The sequence below is a fragment of the Streptomyces sp. WMMC500 genome (assembly GCF_027497195.1).
Classification (GTDB): Bacteria; Actinomycetota; Actinomycetes; order Streptomycetales; family Streptomycetaceae; genus Streptomyces.
Genome location: NZ_CP114905.1, coordinates 6,706,882 through 6,727,744, shown reverse-complemented (window position 1 = coordinate 6,727,744; position 20,863 = coordinate 6,706,882). Strand labels below are relative to the sequence as shown.

Annotated in this window: 18 protein-coding genes and 1 pseudogene; 7 read left to right on the top strand and 12 right to left on the bottom strand. The window is 72.6% G+C overall.

All coding sequences use genetic code 11. From position 1 onward, the window contains the following. Positions 1–111 precede the first annotated feature (111 nt). Genes O7599_RS28930 through O7599_RS28920 form a run of 3 tightly spaced genes read left to right on the top strand, consistent with a single transcriptional unit; the run spans position 112 to position 2,207 of the window. Positions 112–921 (top strand): class I SAM-dependent methyltransferase, encoded by an 810-nt coding sequence (locus O7599_RS28930; RefSeq protein WP_281618546.1) that lies wholly within the window; start codon positions 112–114, stop codon positions 919–921. Between the two features lie 3 nt (positions 922–924). Then, the gene (locus tag O7599_RS28925; protein WP_281618545.1) at positions 925–1,995 is read left to right on the top strand and encodes a DMT family transporter; all 1,071 of its coding nucleotides are present in this window, start codon (positions 925–927) and stop codon (positions 1,993–1,995) included. Continuing rightward, the gene (locus O7599_RS28920) at positions 1,992–2,207 is read left to right on the top strand and encodes a Trm112 family protein (RefSeq protein ID WP_281618544.1); all 216 of its coding nucleotides are present in this window, start codon (positions 1,992–1,994) and stop codon (positions 2,205–2,207) included. Before O7599_RS28925 ends, O7599_RS28920 begins: the two co-directional genes overlap by 4 nt. Positions 2,208–2,210: 3 nt before the next feature. Here the strand turns inward: O7599_RS28920 and O7599_RS28915 are convergent, their stop codons facing one another. The 6 genes from O7599_RS28915 to O7599_RS28890 all read right to left on the bottom strand — a co-directional run bounded on the left by O7599_RS28915 (position 2,211) and on the right by O7599_RS28890 (position 8,477). Then, positions 2,211–3,320, bottom strand: coding sequence for a peptidoglycan DD-metalloendopeptidase family protein (locus O7599_RS28915; RefSeq protein ID WP_281618543.1), 1,110 nt, complete (start codon positions 3,318–3,320; stop codon positions 2,211–2,213). Positions 3,321–3,492: 172 nt separating this feature from the next. Continuing rightward, positions 3,493–4,425, bottom strand: a complete 933-nt coding sequence (locus tag O7599_RS28910; RefSeq protein WP_281618542.1) for a carbohydrate ABC transporter permease — start codon at positions 4,423–4,425, stop codon at positions 3,493–3,495. After that, positions 4,422–5,375 (bottom strand): sugar ABC transporter permease, encoded by a 954-nt coding sequence (locus tag O7599_RS28905; protein WP_281618541.1) that lies wholly within the window; start codon positions 5,373–5,375, stop codon positions 4,422–4,424. Before O7599_RS28905 ends, O7599_RS28910 begins: the two co-directional genes overlap by 4 nt. Positions 5,376–5,563: 188 nt before the next feature. After that, positions 5,564–6,817 (bottom strand): extracellular solute-binding protein, encoded by a 1,254-nt coding sequence (locus tag O7599_RS28900; RefSeq protein WP_281618540.1) that lies wholly within the window; start codon positions 6,815–6,817, stop codon positions 5,564–5,566. Positions 6,818–7,257: 440 nt separating this feature from the next. Continuing rightward, positions 7,258–7,791 carry a DinB family protein gene (locus O7599_RS28895; protein ID WP_281618539.1) on the bottom strand — a complete coding sequence of 178 codons (534 nt, stop codon included), beginning with the start codon at positions 7,789–7,791 and terminating at the stop codon, positions 7,258–7,260. A 71-nt stretch (positions 7,792–7,862) separates the two neighbouring features. Beyond that, on the bottom strand, positions 7,863–8,477 hold the full coding sequence (locus O7599_RS28890) for a hypothetical protein (protein WP_281623556.1): 615 nt from the start codon (positions 8,475–8,477) through the stop codon (positions 7,863–7,865). 134 nt (positions 8,478–8,611) lie between these two features. On the opposite strand from O7599_RS28890, the gene O7599_RS28885 reads away from it, so the two are divergent. Continuing rightward, positions 8,612–9,541 carry a DMT family transporter gene (locus O7599_RS28885; RefSeq protein WP_281618538.1) on the top strand — a complete coding sequence of 310 codons (930 nt, stop codon included), beginning with the start codon at positions 8,612–8,614 and terminating at the stop codon, positions 9,539–9,541. Positions 9,542–9,775: 234 nt separating this feature from the next. On the opposite strand, the gene O7599_RS28880 is transcribed toward O7599_RS28885, so the two are convergent. The 3 genes from O7599_RS28880 to O7599_RS28870 all read right to left on the bottom strand — a co-directional run bounded on the left by O7599_RS28880 (position 9,776) and on the right by O7599_RS28870 (position 15,180). Continuing rightward, positions 9,776–10,696: an NADP-dependent oxidoreductase gene (locus tag O7599_RS28880; protein ID WP_348652570.1), complete on the bottom strand. Its 921-nt coding sequence runs from the start codon at positions 10,694–10,696 to the stop codon at positions 9,776–9,778. Positions 10,697–10,903: 207 nt separating this feature from the next. After that, complete coding sequence (locus tag O7599_RS28875; protein WP_281618536.1) at positions 10,904–12,835, bottom strand: family 16 glycoside hydrolase; 1,932 nt, start codon at positions 12,833–12,835, stop codon at positions 10,904–10,906. Further along, positions 12,832–15,180 carry a ThuA domain-containing protein gene (locus O7599_RS28870; protein ID WP_281618535.1) on the bottom strand — a complete coding sequence of 783 codons (2,349 nt, stop codon included), beginning with the start codon at positions 15,178–15,180 and terminating at the stop codon, positions 12,832–12,834. The genes O7599_RS28875 and O7599_RS28870 overlap by 4 nt, the downstream gene beginning before the upstream one ends. Before the next feature lie 285 nt (positions 15,181–15,465). Here O7599_RS28870 and O7599_RS28865 point away from each other — a divergent pair, with 285 nt between their 5' ends. Further along, complete coding sequence (locus O7599_RS28865) at positions 15,466–16,470, top strand: multicopper oxidase domain-containing protein (protein WP_281618534.1); 1,005 nt, start codon at positions 15,466–15,468, stop codon at positions 16,468–16,470. A gap of 251 nt (positions 16,471–16,721) precedes the next feature. Continuing rightward, positions 16,722–17,693, top strand: a complete 972-nt coding sequence (locus tag O7599_RS28860) for a DUF6454 family protein (RefSeq protein ID WP_281618533.1) — start codon at positions 16,722–16,724, stop codon at positions 17,691–17,693. A 162-nt stretch (positions 17,694–17,855) separates the two neighbouring features. On the opposite strand, the gene O7599_RS28855 is transcribed toward O7599_RS28860, so the two are convergent. The 3 genes and pseudogenes from O7599_RS28855 to O7599_RS28845 all read right to left on the bottom strand — a co-directional run bounded on the left by O7599_RS28855 (position 17,856) and on the right by O7599_RS28845 (position 20,190). Next, positions 17,856–18,350: an SRPBCC domain-containing protein gene (locus O7599_RS28855; protein ID WP_281618532.1), complete on the bottom strand. Its 495-nt coding sequence runs from the start codon at positions 18,348–18,350 to the stop codon at positions 17,856–17,858. A 100-nt stretch (positions 18,351–18,450) separates the two neighbouring features. After that, a pseudogene (locus O7599_RS28850) lies at positions 18,451–19,086 on the bottom strand (peptidoglycan recognition family protein); the annotation flags it as partial. Positions 19,087–19,278: 192 nt separating this feature from the next. After that, positions 19,279–20,190 carry a DUF2867 domain-containing protein gene (locus O7599_RS28845; RefSeq protein ID WP_281618530.1) on the bottom strand — a complete coding sequence of 304 codons (912 nt, stop codon included), beginning with the start codon at positions 20,188–20,190 and terminating at the stop codon, positions 19,279–19,281. Between the two features lie 49 nt (positions 20,191–20,239). On the opposite strand from O7599_RS28845, the gene O7599_RS28840 reads away from it, so the two are divergent. Beyond that, complete coding sequence (locus O7599_RS28840; protein WP_281618529.1) at positions 20,240–20,851, top strand: TetR/AcrR family transcriptional regulator; 612 nt, start codon at positions 20,240–20,242, stop codon at positions 20,849–20,851. Positions 20,852–20,863 lie beyond the last annotated feature (12 nt).

Below are 20,863 nucleotides of genomic sequence, written 5' to 3'. Positions count from 1 at the left end.
TCCCGGTCCGGTGGCCGGACCCGGGGCGGACCGGTGGCGGCGCGGTGCACACCCGGACCCGCCGCCGCAGGCGCGGCGTTCCCGTCGCCGTGCGGCGCACGGGGGCCCCGCATGAGCGGGCCCGGCGCGCGGGGCGCCGCCGAAGCACCCGCCTCGCTGCGGGAGTTCTACGAGAACCCGGCCGTCCCCGTCGCCTCCGGCGACGCCCGCAGCCGGCGGCAGGCGCGGATGCTCGCGGACGCCCTGGGCCCGTTCCGTACCGGCGAGGCGCCCGCGGTCGTCGTGGACGTCGGGTGCGGTGACGGCTCGGCCGCGGCCGTGGCCGCCGGCGTGCTCGACGGGCGCCGCCCCGGCGGGCAGCGCCTCGTCGCCGTCGACTGGTCGCACGACGCCCTGCGCCGCGCCAGGGCCCGTACCCGAGACGCCGCGCCCGGGACCCCGGTGCACGTCGTACGCGGCGGGCTGCCCGACGGCGCCGCGCAGCCCGCGGGGCTGCCGCTGGCCGCCGGCAGCGCGGACGCCGTGCTCTTCAGCGAGGTCGTGGAGCACCTGGTCGACCCGGACGCGGCGCTGGACGAACTGCGCCGCGTACTGCGGCCCGGCGGCCACCTGCTGCTGTCCACCCCCAACCTCGCCGCCTGGTACAACCGCGCGCTGCTGCTGGCCGGCGTGCAGCCGGTGTTCTCCGAGGTGAGCCTGCGCGGCATCCACGGCAGGCCCGGCAACCAGGTCGTCGGCCACCTCCGGCTGTACACGGCCCGCGCACTGCGGGGTTTCCTGGCGGCCTCCGGCTTTACGGTGGAGAAGGTGGCCGGCGCGCCGTACCACGACGTGCCCCGGCCGCTGCGGCCGTTCGACCGCGCCCTGTGCAGGGCGCCGTCGCTGGCTTCGATCCTGCTCGTCCACGCCAGGCGGGAGTAGTCGATGTGGTGGGGGGTTGCGGCGGCGCTGCTGGCGAACGTCTTCATCAGCAGCGGCTTCGTCCTGGAGAAGCGGGCACTGTCGGCCCTGCCGGAGCTGAGCGTGAAGCGGCCGGGCCGCATGGTGCGGGTGCTGGTGTCCAGCCCGCTCTGGCTGGCCGGCTGCCTCAGCCTGGGGCTCGGCTTCGCCGCCCAGGTGCTCTGCTACCGCACGCTGCCGCTGGCCGCCGCGCAGGGGATCCTCGTCTCGGGTCTCGTGCTGCTGATCCTGCTGTCGTCGCGGTTCCTCGGCGAGCGGCTGAGCCCGCGCGAGATCGCCGGGGTGGGTGCGATCCTGCTCTCGCTGGGGATGATCGTGCTGTCCCTGGACAAGGACGCCGACACGGTCAGCACCTCGGCGCCGGCCGGGCGGTTCCTGCTGATCGCGGTGCCGTCGCTGGCCGCGGGGCTGTGGCTGTACCTGGCGGCGGAGCTGCGCGCGAAGCGGCGGCACCGGATCCCGACGACCGGCATCGCGTACGGGGTCGGGGTGGGCTTCCTGTACGGGGTCAGCTCGCTGACGATCAAGGGTGTCTCGGGTCTGGTGTCCGGCTCGGACCTGCTGGGCACCGCGGGCGACCTGCTGACGTCGCCGTACCCGTACACGCTGCTGTTCACCGGGGCGGCGGGGCTGGTCATGTCGCAGGCGGCGCTGCAGCGCTGCCGGGCCTCGCTGATCGTGCCGGTGTGCACGACGGCCAACTGCCTGCACGCCGTCGCCGCGGGCACGTTCGTCTTCGGCGAGCCGCTGCCGGACGACGTGCCGCGGCTGCTGCTGCGGCTGGGCGGGATCGCGCTGGCGGTGTCGGTGCTGCTGGCCCTGCCGCGCCACGACGAGCCGGCGCCCGAGCGGGCTCCCGGCGAGGCGCCCGGTGCCGCGCCCGGTTCCGCGCCCGTACGGGACGCCGAGCCCCGGCCCGTACGCGCCGGGGACCCCGGGCTGCCGCCCGGGTCCGCCGCCGGGCCCGAGCGGGGCCCCACAGCCGTGCCACCCGCCCCCGTCCCGACCCCCGACCGTGGAGGACCCGTCCCATGAACCCCGACGACCCGCTGCTGAAGATCCTCGTCTGCCCGCTCGACAAGGGCCCGCTGACCCTGCTGGACTCGGGCGACGCGCTGTACAACCCGCGGCTGCGGCGCCGCTATCCGGTGCGCGACGGCGTCCCGCAGTTGCTGCCGGCCTCCGGCGAGGCGGTGTCGGACGAGGAGCACGAGCGGATCACGGGCGGTCTGCAGCCCCAGCCGTAGGCCCTACTCCGCCGGTCCCTTGCGGAGGCGTACGCCCTTGTCCCGCAGCCACGGCTCCGGGTCGATGCCCGAGCCGAACTGCGGGGTCACCCGCACCTCGAAGTGCAGGTGCGGGCCCGTGGAGTTCCCGGTGGTGCCCGCGCGGCCGAGGGGCTGGCCGGGGAAGACCCGTGCGCCGGGCTTGGCGCGGACCTCGGAGAGGTGGGCGTAGAAGGTGTAGTAGCCGTCGTCGTGCAGGACGGTGACGGAGTTGCCGAAGGCGTCGTCGCAGCCGATCTCGTACACCAGTCCGTAGCCGACGCTGCCCACGGGCCGGCCCTCGGGGACGGCGAAGTCCAGGCCCGTGTGGCGGGAGGACCACATCCCGCCGTCCTGGGCGAAGCGCGCGGAGAGGGTGTAACGGCCCACCGGCGCCGTCCACTTGCGGCCCCCGAGGGCCTTGCCGTCCGTGCTCAGCGTCACGGACCGGGAGCGCTCGGCGCGCGGGCAGTCGGAGCCGCGCGAGCGGGCGGTCTGCCCGCTCTGCAGCCGCTCCAGCCGGCGCTGGGCGCGCGCCAGCTTGGTCTCGATGAGCCGCTTCACCCGCGCCTGCGTGCGCAGTTCGGCGCGGAGGTCGGCGAGCGCGACGGCCTGGCGCTCCCGTTCTGCCGCGAGCCGCCGCTCGGCCCGCTCGGCGCGGTGGTAGAGGCCGGCCGCGGCCTGCTCGCCCTTGTCGAGCAGGAAGACCTTGTCGAGCAGGTCCTCGGGGGAGCGCGAGGTGAGCAGTTCGGCGGTGGGGCCGAGGCCGCCGGACTGGTACTGGCGGGCGGCGAGCTGCCCGATCCGGCCGCGGAGCACGACGAGCCTGCGGTGCTGGGCGCGTACGGCCCGCTGGAGCTCGGCGATCTTCACGCGCTGCGCGGCGGACGCCCGGCGGGCGGCCTCGTAGCGCTCGGTCGCCGCGGCGGCGTCCCGGAACAGCCGGTCGACCGTACCGAGCACCGCCCGCACGCCGGTCTTGCCGTCCGTGCCCGGGTCGGGGCGGGCGGCGGTGTGCACGGTGCCGCCGGCGGGGACGGCCAGGGCGACGCACAGGGCCGTGGCCGCTCCTGTTTGTGTGATAATTCGTCGCATCGGTCGAAATTACGTCGTTATCGCGCGCTGTTGCGAAGGAAACGCGGGAGCGCCGGTGTATATCGCCCGTCCGGCGCAGCCGTCCGCGCCCCCGCGCTCCCCCGGCCGCGGTACGCCGCACCCCGCCGGCCGGGCGCGTGGGCGCGCCGGCGGGCGGGGTGCGGGTCGGGGTCTACTTCACCGAGCCGGCCGTCAGACCCGAGACGACGTGCCGCTCGATGAAGGCGAAGAGCACGACGACCGGGAGGATGGCGACGACCGACGCCGCGAAGAGGTAGTTCCACTCCACGGTGTAGTTGCCGATGAAGTTGTTGATGCCGACGGTCAGCGGCTGCTTCTCCGGCTCGGTCATCAGCGTCAGGCCCATCACGAACTCGTTCCAGGTCGAGATGAACGTGAAGATGAGCGCCGTGACCACGCCGGGCATGGCCAGCGGCAGCGTCACCCGGAACAGCGCGCCGAACCGCCCGGTGCCGTCGACCATCGCCGCCTCCTCCAGCTCCGCCGGGATGGAGGAGATGTAGGCGGTGAGGATCCAGATCGCGAAGGCGAGGTTGAACGCGCCGTTGGCCAGGATCAGCGTCCACACCGAGTTCAGCATGTCGAGCTGGTGGAACTCGCGGTAGAGGCCGATGAGCAGCGCGGTGGGCTGGAACATCTGGGTGACCAGCACCAGCAGCAGGAACGCCTTGCGCCCGCGGTAGCGCACGCGCGCCGTGTAGTACGCGGCCGGCAGCGACACCAGCAGCACGAGCAGCGTGGCGCCGCCCGCGATCAGCAGGGTGACCTGGAGGTTGTCGCCGAGCGTGGACTCCTCCCAGACGTCGACCAGGTTCTTCCACTCGAACGACGTGGGCAGGTACGTGCGGTCGCGCAGCTCGTTCGCCGGCCGCAGCGCGGTGATGATCATCTCCACGTACGGCGCGATGAAGATGACCGCGAGCATCCAGGCGCTCGCGGCGATGACGAGGGTGCGCGGGCCGTACTTGCGCGCCTTGGGGGCGCCCTTGCCGCCCTTGCCGGCGCCGCCGGCCCTGCCGCCTGTGCCGCCGGCTTCCGCGGCGACGGCTTCCCCGGGTGTGCCTGAGGGCGCGGAGACCTTCATGCGTCCTCCTTGTTCCAGCGGCTGACCTTGAGGAAGATCAGGACGAGTAGGACGACCATCGCGAAGTTGACGACGGACATCGCGGCGGACTCGCCGATGTCGGTGTCCTTCAACTGGTACATGAACACCGTGGTCGTGGCGGTGTCGCTGCCGGGGCCGCCCTTGGTCATGGCCCAGATGACCGGGAACGAGTTGAAGACGTTGATGAGGTTGATGACGAAGCCGACGAGGAACGCCGGCCGCAGCAGCGGCACGGTCACGCGCCAGTAGGTCTGGCGGGGGTTGGCGCCGTCGATGCGGGCGGCCTCGTACACCTCGTGCGGGATGGTCTGCAACCCGGCGAGCAGCGTGTAGGTGGTGAACGGCAGCGAGACGAAGACCGCGACGAACATCATCCACGGCCAGGCGGTCGCCGGGTCGCCCAGCCAGTCCTTCGGCCCGTCGATCAGACCGATGTCGGTCATCAGGGTGTTGAGCACGCCGGCGGTCTGGTCGAGCATCCAGCGGAAGCCGATGGCGGTCATCAGCACCGAGGCGGCCCACGGCGCGATGAGCGCCCAGCGGGTGACGGTGCGGCCCGGGAAGGGCTTGTTGAACAACTGGGCCAGGCCGAGCGAGAGCAGCATGGTGACGCCGACGACGGCGACGGTCCATACCACTGTCATCGTCAGCACGCTGCCGAAGCCGGACTCGTCGAAGAGCTGGCGGTACTTCTCGGTGCCGGCCGAGCCGCGGACGAATCCGCTGATGCTGACGTTGAGGAACGAGGTGCGGATCAGTTCGTAGATGGGCCAGAGGACCACCACGACGATCAGCAGGATGGCGGGGGCGATCCAGGGCAGCGGGCCGAGCCGGGCGAGGCCGCCGCGACGGCGGCGCTGCGGCCCGGTCTTCCGCCCGCCGGGCCCGGGGCCGGTATCGGCCGCGGGCTCCTTGACCGTGACGGGCACGGGGGGCTCCTTGCGGGTACGGCGGCCCGGGGACCGCACGGGGACTACGGGGGCGCGGCGGCGCGTCGTACGCGCGCTCGCGCGAGGGGTGCCGGGGTGACGGCGCCGGGGGCGGGCCGCCGCGCGGCTCAAGGCGCGGCGGCCCGGCCCGGTACGGTCACCGAGGGGTGTTCAGCACCCGTGCCGGGTCACTCGCCCATGTCGGCTGCGGTGTCCTCGGCCTTCTGCTGCAGTTCGCCCAGCACGTCGCCCGGGTCGTCGGACACGGCCTTGCCGCCCGACTTCTTGATCTCGGCGGAGACCACGTCCCAGCTCGTGTTGCCCAGCGGGTAGAACTCGGCGGCCGGCAGCACCTCGAAGAAGGGTTCCAGGTCCTTGTGCTTGCCGCTCGACTGCATCTCCTCAAGGGTGTCCGTGGTCACCGGCATGAGGTTGTACATCTCGTCGAACTTGAGCGTGTTCTCCTTGGCGTACGCGAAGTCCAGGAACTTCTTGATCTCTTCCTGCTTGCCGCCGTCCTTGAACGCCATCATCCAGTCGGCGACGCCGAGGGTGGAGTCCAGCGGGCCGTCCTTGCCGGGGATCGGGGCCACGTCGTAGTCGACGCCGCCGTCCTTGGCCATCTGGATCAGCGTCGGGTGGCCGTTGAGCATGCCCACCTTGCCGGCGGCGAAGTCGGCGAAGGCCGTCTTGCGGTCGGTGGTGGCGGGGTTCTCGTAGGTCAGACCGGGGCCGACGAGGTTCTCCTGCAGCCAGTCGAACGTCTCCACGTTCTGCTTGCTGTCGATGGTGTAGTTGCCCTCGGCGTCGGTGTAACCGCCGCCGTTGCCCAGCTCCCACATCATCGTCTCGCCCTGGGTCTCCTCCGGGCCGAGCGGCAGCGCGTAGGGGATCTCCGCGGCGTTCTCGTCCTTGATCTTCTCCGCCGCGGCGGCGACGTCGTCCCAGGTCTGCGGGACCTCCACGCCGGCCTTGTCGAGGACTTCCTTGTTGTAGAACATCAGCCGCGCCGAGGAGACGAACGGGATGCCGTACTGGGTGCCGTCGACCTCGCCCGCCTTGGCGAAGGACTCGATGAGGTTCGACTTCGTCTTCGGCGAGAGCACCTCGTCGGCCTCGTACAGCAGGTCGTCGGCGACCTTGTCCGCGTAACCGCCGGTCTGCAGGATGTCCGGGACGTTCCCGCCCTGGATCATCGTCTTGACCTTGGCGTCGATGTCGTTCCAGTTGATGACCTGGACGTCGACCTTGATGTCCTTGTTCTTCGCCTCGAAGCGCTTGACGACGTCGTCCCAGTAGACCTTGGACGCGTTCGAGGCCTTGTCCCCGTAGTCGGCCGCCACCAGCTTGAGGGTGGTCGTCCCGTCCGAGCTACCCCCGTCATCACCGCATGCCGCAAGCCCCAGCACCAGCGCAGAGGCCGCTGCGCCGGCACTGATCAACCGTACTGTCCTCACTGTTGAACCCCTTTGTCCTCGGCGCTGGTTTAACGACCAGATGAAGATCATCCAGCGTGCGCTGGGCGTCAGCCTACCGAGGGGCGCCTCTCGCGAACAGGTCTAGGCCACTGCCGTGACCTGCCTGCAATCAGGCGCTTCCGACTGCTTCCGTTCAGCATTTTCCGGCTACGCACAGTAGTCGTCGGGGTGGGCCGGGCAGCGGTGTTCCGGGGGCGGCCGACGGGGGACGCGGGAGTGGTGGTGGCCGAAACCGACGGTGCCGCCGACGGGCTCAGGGCCTCGCCGGACCTACGTACGGTGACGACAACGGGCGACGGAGGGGGAAGGTGGACGAGACCACCGGCGACACCGTCGCGCCGGGGGTCCGGGGGCGCAGCCCCCGGAAAAACCCTCCTCTACCCCGCCGCCCCCGGCGGAGCCGCTCACCGGTCCAGGGGTGCGCCCACGTCCCACAGGTGGTGGACCACGTCGTGCACGAAGTAGCGCGCGAACGTGTCGATCGTGAACGCCGCGCCGTCGCTGCGGAACCCCGTCCGCCCCCACTCCCCCTCGCCGACCTCGTCCAGGTGCTCCGCCAGCGTCTCCCCCCACGCCGACAACTCCGCGGCCACCCGCAGCGGGTCCTGCTCCCCGTACCGGGACTCGACCGCCGTCTCGTCCTGCGGCCAGTCGGCGAAGTGCGGGCCGTCCTCGGTGAGCATCAGCCGCAGCCGCTCGTCGTACAGCCGGAACACGTCGCGCACGTGGCACGCGTACTCCAGCGCCGACCACACGTCCGGCCGGGGCCGCGCCCGCAGCCGCGCCGGCTCGTCGGCCAGGACCTGCACCCAGCGCACGGCGCACTGCCGGGTCAGCGCGGGGACGTCCTGCGCCCGGATCTCCGCCGCCGCGAAGCCGCACTCGGGGCACGGCCGGTCGAGGACCCAGGTCCAGTCCTTGGTGTCCGGTGTGATCATGTCTCCCAGTCTCCCCGCGGAAGACTGTGCAGCACCAGCGAGAATTCGTTGAAGGGATCGGTAAGCGATCCTTAATCGACGGCCCACCGCTGCACCAGCCCCCACGCGAACTCGGCCGTGCACGCCCGCGGTTCACCGGGCGCGCCCGGCGCCTCCCGCGCGGTGAAGGCCAGCGCGAAGCGATGCGTGGCGGAAGCCTCGCGGGGCCGCGCGGGCGGGAACGCACGCGCGACCTCGTCGACGGTGCAGCCCCACGGCGCGAGATCGGCGAGCGTACGAAGCGCGGGGCCTGCCGCGTCCGGGGCCCGGACGAGCCACGCGTTCAGCGCGACCCCGCCCACGCCGCAGGTCGCCTCGAACCGCAGGTCCGGCCAGAGCGGTACGCGCCACACGTGCACGTCCACCGTCATGTCGCCGTGCGCGCGCCGCGTCTCGGACACGGCGGGCCCGAGCAGCGCGGCGAAGTCCCGGGCCCGCGCGGCGCCGGGCTCCCGGCCGCCGCGGGCGCGGAGCCGGCCCTGCCAGCGGCGGTTGGCCTCCCGCATCGCGGAGCGCGGCACGCCGAGGGCGCGCAGGGCGTCGGCGACGAGCTCCGGCTGGAAGTCCTGCATGCGGCGCAGCAGGACGAGCTGGAACTGGACGGGGCCGGGCGGCAGGACGGAGTCGTCGTACAGCAGGGAGGACACGGTGCCCATGATTCCCTCCGATGAGTTCGGGCGGCCCGCGCAGTCCACAAACACGACGGCAGCGACGACTTGCGGACAGGATCTGACCGCAACACTTCGTACCGTCGGGGCACGGCTCGACCACCGGAGGGGACATGAACGGCATGAACGGCCTCGCGGCAGCACTGGTGCTGGCCCTCGCGTCCGCCGCGGCGTACGCGGGGGCGGCCGTGCTCCAGGAGCGGGTCGCGGGTGCGGGCCGGGAGACGGACGCGGGGGTGTGGGCGGCGCTCACGCGGGGCTCGTGGTGGCTGTCGGTCGGGCTCAACGTCGCGGGCGCCGCGCTGCACGTGCTCGCGCTGCGGTACGGGCCGCTCACCCTGATACAGCCGCTCGGCGCCCTCACCCTGGTCCTCGCGCTGCCGCTGCAGGCGGCCTGCACCGGGCGCCGGGTCGGGGCGGTGCGGTGGCGGGGCGCGGCGCTGACGCTGGCGGGCCTGGCGGGGGTGCTGCCGCTGGTCCGGGGCGGCGGGCACGTCGAGGCGCTGACCCCGGCGCAGGTCCTCGGCACGGTCGCGGCCACCGCCGCGGCGCTGGCCGTGCTCGGCGCGGCGGCGCGCGGTGCGGGCCCGCGGGCGGCCGGCCTCGCGTACGCCACGGCCGCGGGCATCGCCTTCGGCGCCGGCTCGGTGCTGACCCAGACGGTCGCGGTACGCCCCGGCCCCGACGCCTTCACGATCCTGACGGGCCTGGCGGTGGCGGCGCTGGCCCCGGCGGGCCTGATGCTCTCGCAGGCGGCCTACCGCGGCGGCCTGGGCGCCCCGCTGGCCACGGCGACACTGGTCAACCCGGCGGTCTGCGCGGCGGTGGGCCTCACGCTGCTGGGCGAACACCTGGCCGGCGGCGCGCTGGGCGCGGCGGTGGCCCTGACGGCAACGGCCCTGGCCGCCCGTGGCGTCGTCCTGCTGTCGCGCCCCGACCGGGCAGCCACGCAGCGGCAGGCCGCCAAGGCGGCGGACGCTCCCGTCGGTTGGCCGCGGAATCCCGCACCGCGCCCGTCCGAAACCTTCAGCCTGGCCCGCTGACCCGCCCCGCGCGGCGCTGCCCGCGGCGGTCCGGCCGGGAGGCCGAACGTAAGACAGGTAGCGGTTCCAGCGTCGTGGGCGCGGCCGTGGGGCGCCCGGACCGGCCCGCGCCTCACCCCGCTGAGCCCCCGGCCCGGCTCTCCGACCCGGCGGTGCACAGCCGCCCGCGCGCCGGCCCGCCCTTCCCGCCGCGCACCCGGACCCGGCGGGATCCGCCCGCCGGACCGCCGGCCGCTAGCCCGCCGCCACCAGGACGATCTTGCCGCGCAAGTGGCCCCCCTCGCTCTCCCGGTGTGCGTCCGCCGCCTCCGCCAGGGGCAGCGCCCGCCACACGGGCAGGTGCAGCCTGCCGTCGCGGTACAGCGCCAACGCCCGTTCGATCCCCGCCACATGCTGGTCCTCGCCGTCCGCCTGGCTGGAGAACCGCGCGCCGACGGCCTGCGCACCCGCCGCGTCCGCGATCGACAGGACCCGTGACGCGCCGCCCGCCAGGTCCACCGACTCCGGCAGCACGCCCCGGCCCGCGGCGTCCAGGACCGCGTTGACGTCCGGCGCCAGCTCCCGTACGCGCGCGCCCACGCCCTCCCCGTACGCGACCGGCTCCGCGCCCAGCGAGCGCAGGTAGTCGTGGTTGCCGGGGCTCGCGGTACCGATCACCCGCACCCCCGCGGAGACCGCGAACTGCACCGCCAGGCTGCCCACCCCGCCCGCCGCGCCGTGCACGAGCAGCGTGTCGTCCTTGGCCACGCCCAGCGCCGTCAGCGTGCGGTACGCGGTCTCCGACGCCGTCGGCAGGCCGCCGGCCAGCTCCCACGGCAGCCCCGGCGGCTTGGCGACGAGCCGGTCCGCGCGGGCCAGCGTCTGCACCGCGTACCCGGCGCTCACCGGCCCCAGCACCTCGTCGCCCACCCGCCACGGGTCCGCGTCCGGGCCGACGGACTCCACGATGCCCGCGGCCTCCAGCCCCGGGACGTGCGGGAGGCTCAGCGGCCGGACGGCGGCCATCCGCCCGCTGCGCAGCTTCCAGTCCATCGGGTTGACGCCCGCGCACCGGACGCGGACACGCACCTGGCCGGCGGCCGGCGCCGGCACGTCGACGTCGATGCGGCGCAGCACCTCGGCTCCGCCGTATGCGGAGAATCCCATGGCGAACACCACGGGCCATCACCTTCCTTCGGGACCGTGGACACCGAACGGACCGACTATCCCACCGAGGTGCGCGCACCGGCGCGGTTTCGATCCCGTGGCGAACGGACGTTTCAGCCCGGGCGCCGGTTGGAACACCCTCGAAACGCCTGATGGGGGGCGGTGTGTGCCACCGCCCCCCACCGGGACCCGCGTCAGCTCAGCCGACCGTATACGTCACAGCGGCTTGATCCGGATGTCGCGGTACGAGACCACGTCCGTGGTGCCGTGCACCTGGAGGCCGAGGTAGCCCTTGGCGTGCTGCCGGCCGTCCGTGCCCGGGTCGTCCGCGCGCGGGGGCGAGAAGAGCTGGCCCGGGGCGTTCTCGAACTCGTTGATGAGCACGCCGTTGCGATAGACCTCGTAGTGCTGGTCCACCACCCGGATCTCGTAGTCGTTCCACGTGCCCTTCGGCGTCACCCCGGCCGAGCCGTGGTTCACCAGGTCGAAGCCGTAGACCGAGCCCGTCTTGTACTGGTCGCCGGCCTCCGAGTCGAAGACCTGCACCTCGTGCCCGTACTTGATCGCCACCCACTCGGGCCGCGACTCGTCCGGGTGGTCGCGCACGTCCGGGAAGCGGACGAAGACGCCGGAGTTGGCGCGCCCGTCACCCGGCGCGTCGTCGCGCCACTGCAGCTTGAGCGAGAAGTCCTCGTACTGGGCCTCGGGGTACCACAGCATGCCCAGCCCGCCGACCGTCGTCCCGCTGGTCATCGAGCCGTCCTCGTTGAGGTGGAAGCTGCCGCCGCCGACGTGGTCCCACTTGGAGAAGGAGTTCTCGGTGCCGGTGAAGATCGGCGTGTAGCCGTCGTTCTGGCCAGGCTTGCCGATCCCGGACGCCTTGGCCGTCACGCGGAGCGCCTGGCGCTCCTCGCCGTCGATCACGGCGTCCGCGTACAGCTCGTCGGTGGTCTCCCGGATGTGGGTCATGAACGCCCGGTGCGTCTTCCACGCCTTCTCGTCCTCGATCACCTCGTTGATCGTGCAGCCGCTCGCGGTGACGCGGTTGGGCACGTGGGTGTCGTACTCGCCGATGAAGACGATCGGACGGGAGTCCAGCTCCGGGCAGTCCGGGTCGGGGTTGGGGTACTTCTCGACGACCGTGAAGGTGACCGTCCCGACCTCGGAGGAGTTGCCCGCCTTGTCGGTGGCCCGGTAGCTGACCGTGTGCTCGCCGAGGGTCTGGACGTGCAGCATGTCGGTGTACCTCTGGAAGGCGCCGCCGCCCAGCGAGTACTCGACCCTGTCCAGACCGGAGCCGCCGGTGTCGGCCCCCGTCAGCGTGACCATGGCCATGTCCACGTACGCGCCGTCCTCGTTCTGCTCACCGCTGAGCGAAGCGGTGACCGTGGGCGGCGTCGTGTCGTCCGCCTCGACGACCGTGAAGGTCACGGACTTCTCCTCGGCGGTGTTTCCCGCCTTGTCCGTGGCGCGGTATCTGACGGTGTGCTCGCCCGGGGTGTTGACCACCACGGGCGCCTCGTACGCGGTCCAGTCCGTGGCACCGTCGACGGCGTAGTCGATGCGGTCGACCCCCGACATGTCGTCGGTGGCGGACAGCTCGACCGTCCCGCTGCCCAGGTACGCGCCGTTCGCGTCCTGCTCGCCGGTGACCTCGGCCGCCGTCTCGGGCGCCGTGGTGTCCTCACCGCCGCCGTCCGTGACGATCAGCTCGCCGGCCATCGAGAGGTGGCCGGGAATGGCGCAGTAGTAGCGGTACTTGCCCGGCTTCAGGTCGACCGTCGCCGTCCACTTGCCGCCGTTCTGGTCGTTCGGCGACGCCTGGAGGTTGAGGCTGACGTCGTGGTTGTACCCCGCGGTGGAGGTGTCGAAGGTCAGCGTGTGCACCATGCCGGTGGTGTTGCCGGTGGCGGCGCTGTTCTCGAAGACGATGGTCGTCTCCCCGGCCACCGCCGTCGTGGGCGCGGACGTGTACTCGGTGATGCTGTCGCCCGCGGTCCAGGTCAGCGTCTGCGCCGCCCTGGCCTCGTCGGGCGCCGCCGCGTCCGCGGCGGGCAGCCCGCCCGGCACGAGCAGTGCCAGGCAGACCGCCACCAGAGTGATCAGCGCCCGCCGCGGTCCCCCCGCGGTCAGAGCTCCGGATCTCATCGACTCCCCTTCGTGATCAGGTCTTCGGGCAGGGGCGTCGCCGGCCCGCCCTTGTACGTCACTCGCCACAGGGCGGACGCCGAGTCGGCGTTGAAGAAGCCGCGGCCGTAGTCGAGCACGTAGAGCGCGCCGTCCGGGCCGAACTTCCAGTCCATCAGGTTGCGGATGCCGCCGTCGCCCACCGGGATGATCTTGTCAAGCGACTCGGCGTGCACGGGCAGCCCGCCGTTACCGGCGTTGGCCGGGTCCATGACCACGGCGTGCCGCGGCTGGTCCTGGTCGTAGAAGTCGCCGACGAACCACTTGTCGCTCCAGTACTCCGGCCACTTGACCGTGCTGTCGGAGTCGGCGTCGTAGCGGTACACGGGGCCCGTCATGGCCGCCTGGCCGCCGCCCTTGAGCCAGGGCAGCCGGTACTGCGCCTCGCCGACGTTGTAGCTGGGCACCCCGTCCGCGTTGCGCGGGTAGTCGGGGCCGCCGCCCTGGGGCGAGTACCAGATGTTGTTGTCACGGGCCGGCGGGATGTCCGTCAGGCCGTCGTTGTTGGGCGAGGTGTTCTTGAGGTTGTCGCAGTCGTACCAGTCGAGCGGCTGCGTCGGGTCGGGCAGGTTGCGGTCGCGGTACGGCTGCGAGTTGCCCATGCAGTACGGCCAGCCCTGGTTGCCCGCGCTGGTGATGACGGCGAACGTGTCGTACTTCGCCGGGCCCCAGGTGGTGCTGGGCGAGCCGGCGTCGGGGCCGACCCAGCCGGCGTAGAGCCGGTCCTGCGCGTCGATCTCGATGCGGGACGGGTTGCGTACGCCCATCACGTAGATCTCGGGCCTGGCCTGGTCGCCGTCGCCCTCGTCGCCGGTGAAGAGGTTGCCCTCGGGGATGGTGTACGTGCCGTCGGCCTCGGGGTGGATCCGCAGGATCTTGCCGTTGAGGTTGTTGGTGTTGCCCGCGGTGCGGCGCGCGTCGGCGAAGGACACGCCGCCGAAGTTCGGCTCCGGGTTGTTGCCGGAGTAGCCGTCGCTGAACCGCGAGGAGTTGGTGTCACCGGTGGCGATGTACAGGTTGCCCTTGGAGTCCCACTCCATGTCGCCGCCCGCGTGGCAGCAACTGTGCACCTGGACGGGCCAGGACAGCAGCACCTTCTCGGAGGCGGTGTCGAGCTTCTGGGTCGCCTGGTCGATGGTGAACCGGGAGACCCGCCGCTCGGCCATGTGCGCGGCGCGGTCGACGCCGGCGTGCGGCGTGTAGTGCAGGTACACGTAGCCGTTGGTGGCGAAGTCCTGGTCGAGCGCGATGCCGAGCAGGCCCTCCTCGACCTTGACCAGCTCGTCGCCGCCGCCCTTGTTGCCGAAGACGTCGAGCGTCCCGACCGCGGTCACCTGCTCGGTCTCCGGGTCCCACATGTGGACCGTGCCGGGGCCCTTGCCGATCTCGGCGCTGTTCCAGTCGACGTCGACGGGGGCGCCGGACCACCGGCCGCCGCGGCCGATGTAGTAGACCTTGCCGTCGTCGGCGATGTCGATGCCGTGCGGCTCGCCGATCTGGTCGAGCTGGTTCGGCTGGTTCGGCTGGGTCAGCCGCGTCGCCTCGTAGTTGGCGGTGATGCTCGCCTGGCAGTCGGCCTGCGCCTGGCGGGTGGTCCACAGCAGGGCGCCGCGCAGGTGCGAGCGGAAGTTCTCCTCCGCGAAGCCGGCGGCGGTGCCTCCCATGCCGGTGTAGAACGAACGCCCGCCCTCGTAGTCGCGGCACCAGGAGATCGGGTGGTCCCAGCCGTTGGCCGTCGAGCCCGGATCGTACGTCCTCTCCCGGACCCGCGCGACGGTGTGGACGCTGCCGGAGGGGTTGGTCTCCCAGTTGGTCCACACGTCGCTGCGCGACCACTCCAGCGGCAGGTCCTTGGTGGCCGGGTTCAGCCGGTCGCCGACCTCGACGACGGCCTCCTGCGCGCCGCCCGGGGTGCCGGCGGGGCGGCTGCCGATCAGGCCCGTGAACCAGTCGGACTCCGGCTCGGACCGGGCCGCGTCATGGATCCCGAGGAACCCGCCGCCCGCCTCGACGAAGCGCTGGAACGACTGCTCCTGCACGGTGTTGAGCCGGTCGCTGCCCGGTGACAGGAAGACGACCGCGTTGTACTTTGCCAGATTCTTGTCGGTGAACGCCGTGACCTCGTCGGTCGCGGTCACCGTGAACGTCTCCGGTCCCTGGGCACCGATCGCCTCGATGGCCTCGATGCCCGCCTGGGTCACGGCATGCTGATCGCCGTCGACCCGGTGGAACACGAGCACCGAAGCGGCCGCGCTGCCCGGCGGTTTGCCGGCCGCGAGCGGTCCGCCGTCCGACGGCCCCGCCACGGCCTGCGCTCCTGCCAGGAGCGTTGCCGTCATTGCCACGGCCGATGCGCCGGCCGCCCAGCTCAGGGCGTTTCCCCTGCGTCGCATGGTCCTCCCACCTCGTCCCGGGATGCTGCGGGATAGCTGCGCCGCCGTAGGAAGTTAGACCTCTTTTGGCGAACTGCCAATGCCTACAGCCGGATTCGGTTCGAACTTTGTCCTGAGGATGGGCAAAGACCTGGCAAGCCCTTACCATGAGCGGCTGTCAGGGACGAGTCACAAACGCGCGAGAAGGCGGGGGCCACCATGCCGCGCAATGTCTTTACCAGAAGGTCCTTCACGAGCGGTGCGGCCGCGGCCGCACTGGCGACCCCGGTCGCCCTGTCCACCTCGGGAGCGACGGTCACCGGGTCGAGCGACGAACCGCGACCCCAGCCTCTCGGCGAGATCAAACGGATCACGCTGTACATCGACGCCATGCCCGACGGCCAGCTCGGCTACGGTCTCGAACCGGGCAAGCCCTCCATCCCCGGCCCGCTGCTGGAGATGTACGAGGGCGACAGCATGATGATCAAGGTGGTCAACAACCTCGACATCGAGGCCAGCCTGCACGTCCACGGCGTCGACTACGACATCGACAACGACGGCACGCCGATGACGAACAGCGCGGTGCCGCCGGGCGGTTCGCGCAACTACGTCTGGCACTCGCACACCGCCGGCACCCGCCGCGACGGCACCATCCAGCCGGGCAGCGCGGGCTACTGGCACTACCACGACCACGCGGTCGGCACCCCGCACGGGTCCGGCGGCGTCAAGCGCGGGCTGTACGGCGGGCTGATCGTCCGCCGGCGCGGCGACAAGCTGCCCGACAAGCAGTTCGTCATCGTCTTCAACGACAACACCATCAACAACGTCGCCGGCCACGGGCCCGACTTCACCGCCACCCTCGGCGAGCGGTGCGAGGTCCTCATGATCACGCACGGCGAGTTCTACCACACGTTCCATCTACACGGTCACCGCTGGGCGGACAACCGCACGGGCATGCTGACGAGCGTGGACGACCCGACTCCCGTCATCGACAACAAGATCGTCGGGCCGGGCGACTCGTTCGGCTTCCAGTTCGTCGCGGGCGAACTGGTCGGCTCCGGGCGGTGGATGTACCACTGCCACGTCCAGAGCCACGCGGACATGGGTGTGGCGGGGCTGCTGGTGGTGACGAACCCCAACGGCACGGTGGCCGGAAAGCACAACGCGGAGGCGATGAAGCCGACCCGCGAGACTCCGGCCCACGGAAGCCACGACACGACCTGAGCCGCGAGACCGGCCGGCGGCCCCGCTGGGTGGGGCCGCCGGCTTTCGCATGCCCGGAAGCGGAGCACCTGACCGCGGCGGCGGGGCACCGCGGACGGCGTGCCGTCCCGGCGCCGTGTCCCGCTGTTCGCCGCGGGATTGCCTCCGCGCCACGTACGGGCAGGATGCCCTCGCCATCATCGGGCGCGCCGGCCGGGCGCCGCGCGGGACCACCCCGCCGGCCGGGCCGGCCCGCGAGGAAAGGGATCCACATGAGGTACGTCAGAGCGCTCGGCGTCACCGCCGTGGCCGCGGCCCTGCTCGGCACCGTCGCCGCCTCCGCGGCCCCCGCGGCGCGGCCCGGCGGCGACCACCGGCCCGAGCGCGACGCCCGGGTCGTCGAGGCCGTCGCCGAGCTGGACCGCAACAGCACGTGGGAGCTGGTCGAGAAGCTGCCGCTTGACTTCGAGACGTACCACCCGCAGGGGCTGACCCGCGTCGGCGACCGGCTGTTCCTCTCCAGCGTCGAGGTCATCGAGCCGCCCGTGCGCTACCCCGAGCCCGTCGACGGCTACGACCGCAGCCCGGGCCGCGGCGTCGGCCACCTCTTCGTCCTGGACCTGAAGGGCCGGCTGCTGGAGGACATCACGCTGGGCGAGGGCGACATGTACCACCCCGGCGGCATCGACACCGACGGCCGCTCGGTGTGGGTCCCGGTCGCGGAGTACCGGCCGAACAGCGCGGCCGTCGTCTACCGCGTCGACGTCCGCACGCTGAAGGTGAGCGAGGAGTTCCGGGTCGACGACCACGTCGGCGGCGTGGTGCCCGAGCCGCGCACCGGCAGGATCCACGGCGTCTCGTGGGGCTCGCGGACCCTCTACACCTGGGACCGGCACGGCCGCCAGGTGCAACGACAGGCGAACCAGAGCCACTTCGTCGACTACCAGGACTGCGCGTACGCGGACTCCCGCAAGATGCTGTGCACCGGCATCACCGGCTTCAAGAACGCCTCCGGCGCCGACTTCGAGCTCGGCGGCATCGCGACCATCGACCTGCGCACGTTCGACATCGAGCACGAGGTGCCGGTGCAGCTCTGGTCGACCGGCGGACACGTCGCGACCCGCAACCCCGTGCTGCTGGAGGCGCTGCGCGGCGACGGCCTGCGCATGTGGGCGGCCCCGGACGACGGCACCTCCCCCGCGGGCACGGAGCTGCTCATATACGAGACCAGCCCCGCGAGCTGACGCCGGGATGCCGGGCACCACGCCCCTCCCGGAAGATCCCGGACGACCCAGGGGGCCTGCGCGGCCGGCCGCACCCGCGCCGGCTACGCCGCCGCCGTCGCCCTTGTCGCCGGCGAAGCCGTCTTCACCCGCGGCATCCTCACCTGCTCCGCCGCGGCCCGGTCAGGCGAGGGTGCGCAGGAGCGCTTCGAGGTTGTCGAACGAGGTGCTCCAGGTGGCGCGGGCCGTGGGGCGGCGGTCGGGTGGGTAGGGGCGGGTGAACGTCAGGCGGGTGCCGGGCGGGGCGGGGGCCAGGTGGACGCGGGTGGTGACCGGGGCGGGGGTCCCGTGCTCCGGCATGGGGGCGGAGGTGAGGACGAGGAGGCGGGGGACGGCGAGTTCGGTGATGTGGCTGCGGAGCCAGTGGCGGGTGCCGTCGGAGGTGCCGGAGGTGCCGGCGGACTCGGCTGATTCGGCGGACTCCACCAGGCAGTAGTCGAAGCGCCCGCCGACGCGCGGTTCCACGGTGACGGTGTCGCGCGGGACGGTGTAGCCCCGTGGCCCGATCCACCGCGCCAGCAGGTCCGCGTCGGTCCACGCCCGGTGGACCAGCGGCGGCGGCGCGGGCAGGTCCCGGACGACGAGCGGCGCGGTGGAGTCGGCGGGTGGTGCGGTCACGGTGCCTCCGCTGGGTGGCCGGCAGACTTGCTCTCCGGATGCAACCGGCGCGGCGCGGTGAGGCTTCCCCGGGACGGGTTCCCGGGTCGGATCAGTCGGGGGGCTCCGGTGGGCTCGGGGGTTCGCCTTCCGGCTTGCCGGCCAGACGTTTGGCGATGCGCTCGCGCATCCCGGGCATGCCGAAGCCGCGCGGGTCTATCTTCTCGTTCGTCCACTCCTTGTGCCCTATCACCGACTTCGCCTGCCATCCGTGCGCCCGGCACAGCGCCGCCGAGGCCCGCTCGGCGGCCTCCAACTGCACGTCGGGCCACGGGTCCTCGCCGTTGCCGCGGTTGATGCACTCGAAGCCGTAGAACCGGGCGTTACCGTCCGTGTTCTGCTCGTTGGGCGACGGCGGCCGTTCGCCGAACCGCTCGGCGATCACCGCGCGCAGCACCTCGTCGTCGCCCAGCCCGGCGTGGTTCGTCCGGCCGTGGCCGACGAGGTGGACCCGGCCCCGCTTGTCGATGACGCCGTGGCAGAGCGGTCCTGGCAGGTCGGGCCGGCCGTTGTAGCAGAGCCGGACGGTGTCGTCCGTGCCGGACGTGGCGGTGTGGTGGACCATCACACCGTGCACCGGACCCCACGGGCCCTTGTGGTTGCGGTTGTGCGTGCGCCATGTGCGGTGCTCGACGACCGTCAGCCCCTCGCGCTTCAGCGCGCGCAGAACGACGGAGGCGGACAGTGGATCGGCCATACGAACAACCCCCCGGTTTTCTCTCGCTGGTGACGTCGGTCCGCGCCGCCCTTCGACGCTGTCACGCACTCATCGTAAAGGCTTCATCACTCTCCGTAAAGGAGGTGGCTCCCCCACAGTCCCCGGGCCACCGTGCGCCCGCCCGGGCGCCCTGTACGCCCCTGCGGCCCGGGGCCCGGAGTCCACGGGAGTTCACCCCTCCCCCGTACGGCCCGTGGCCCCCGCCCGCTCCCGCTCCCGCGCCCCCGCCGACGGAGCCGCCAGCGCCAGCCGCCGCCAGGCGACGCGGAGCATGTGCCGCGCCGCCCGCGGGTGGAAGCGGCGGACCACGGCGAAGTACAGCCGGCCGCGCCGGTTGTGGATCCGTACGACCGTGCTCAGCGTGACCCGCTCGTCCTCGACGAGCACCGAGGCGCGGAAGTCCAGGTGCCCGGCGTCCTTGCCGAGCAGCAGCTCGGCGCCTTCGCGCGCCACGACCGGGAACGGGAGGACATCGCGCCAGGCGGCCACGTCCCGCGGCATGCCGGGCCGCAGCGCGATCTGCCACGCGTCGCTGAAGTCCGGCCGCTCGTAGGCGCCGCGGGCCAGCCGGGCGCCCGCCGGCAGCTCCACGGCGGTCGCCTTCTCGGACTCCGCCCGCATCAGCAGCCGCACCAGGGCCGATCGGCGCACCGGCCGGGCGACCGCGCCCGTGGCCACCAGTTCGGCGTTGTCGAAGACCTCCTCGACCACCGTCTCGTGCGCCCGGCGGATCACCAGCGTCCACATCAGCAGGTCGACCGGCCCCATCCGCGACTCCAGGACGTGCCGCAGCCTGCACCGCCCGTCGGCCAGCGGCTCGACGGTGATCTCGTGGAAGCCGTCCACGGGCGGCGTGAAGCCGAAGCGGACGCGACGGCCGGGCTCGTACGCCGTCACCTCGTACCGCACCGGGCCGTGGCCGCCGGCGGCACCGGTCTGCAGCGGCCGGTCGAAGGCCATCGGGGCCCAGGCGGGGCTGGGGAAGAGCGGGTCGTCGGGGGCGGAGAGCCGGTCGACCAGGGCGCCCACCGCGGCGGCGGGGGCGTCGAGGATCCGTTCATGAACATTGCGTACCGTGCGCACGACTCCTCCATACGCTTGCGTATGGTTGACCATACGGTACCGTATGGTCATGCCGCAACACCGACGTGAACAGCACGAAGAGGGCCGCGAGGCCACGCCGGGGAAGCGCCGGCTGAGCGCACGGGACTGGGCCGACGCCGCCCTCGCCGCGATCGGTGAGCACGGGCTCGCCGGCGTCGCCGTCGAACCGCTGGCCGCCCGGCTCGGCGCCACGAAGGGCAGCTTCTACTGGCACTTCACCAACCGCGACGCGCTGGTCGGGGCCGCGCTGGCCCGCTGGGAGGAGCTGAGCACCGAGGCCGTCATCGAAGAGACGGAGCAGGAGCCCGACCCGGAGCTACGGCTGCGGCGGCTGCTCGCCTACGCGGTCGGGTCGGCGCCCGCGGATCCGCTGGAGCTGTCCCTGCTCACCGCCGTCGACCAGCCGCAGGTCGCCGAAGCGCTGCGCCGGGTGACGGAGCGCCGGATCGGCTATGTGGCGGAGGTCTTCACGGAGTTGGGCTTCGCGCACGCCGAGGCGCGGCTGCGGGCGACGGCCGCGTACACGACGTACCTCGGGCACATCCAGCTCAACCGGGCCGTGCCCGGCCTGCTGCCGTCCGGCGCCGACCGCGATCCCTATCTGAACGCCGTGCTGGACACGCTGCTGCGCCGCGCCTGACGCGGCGGCCTG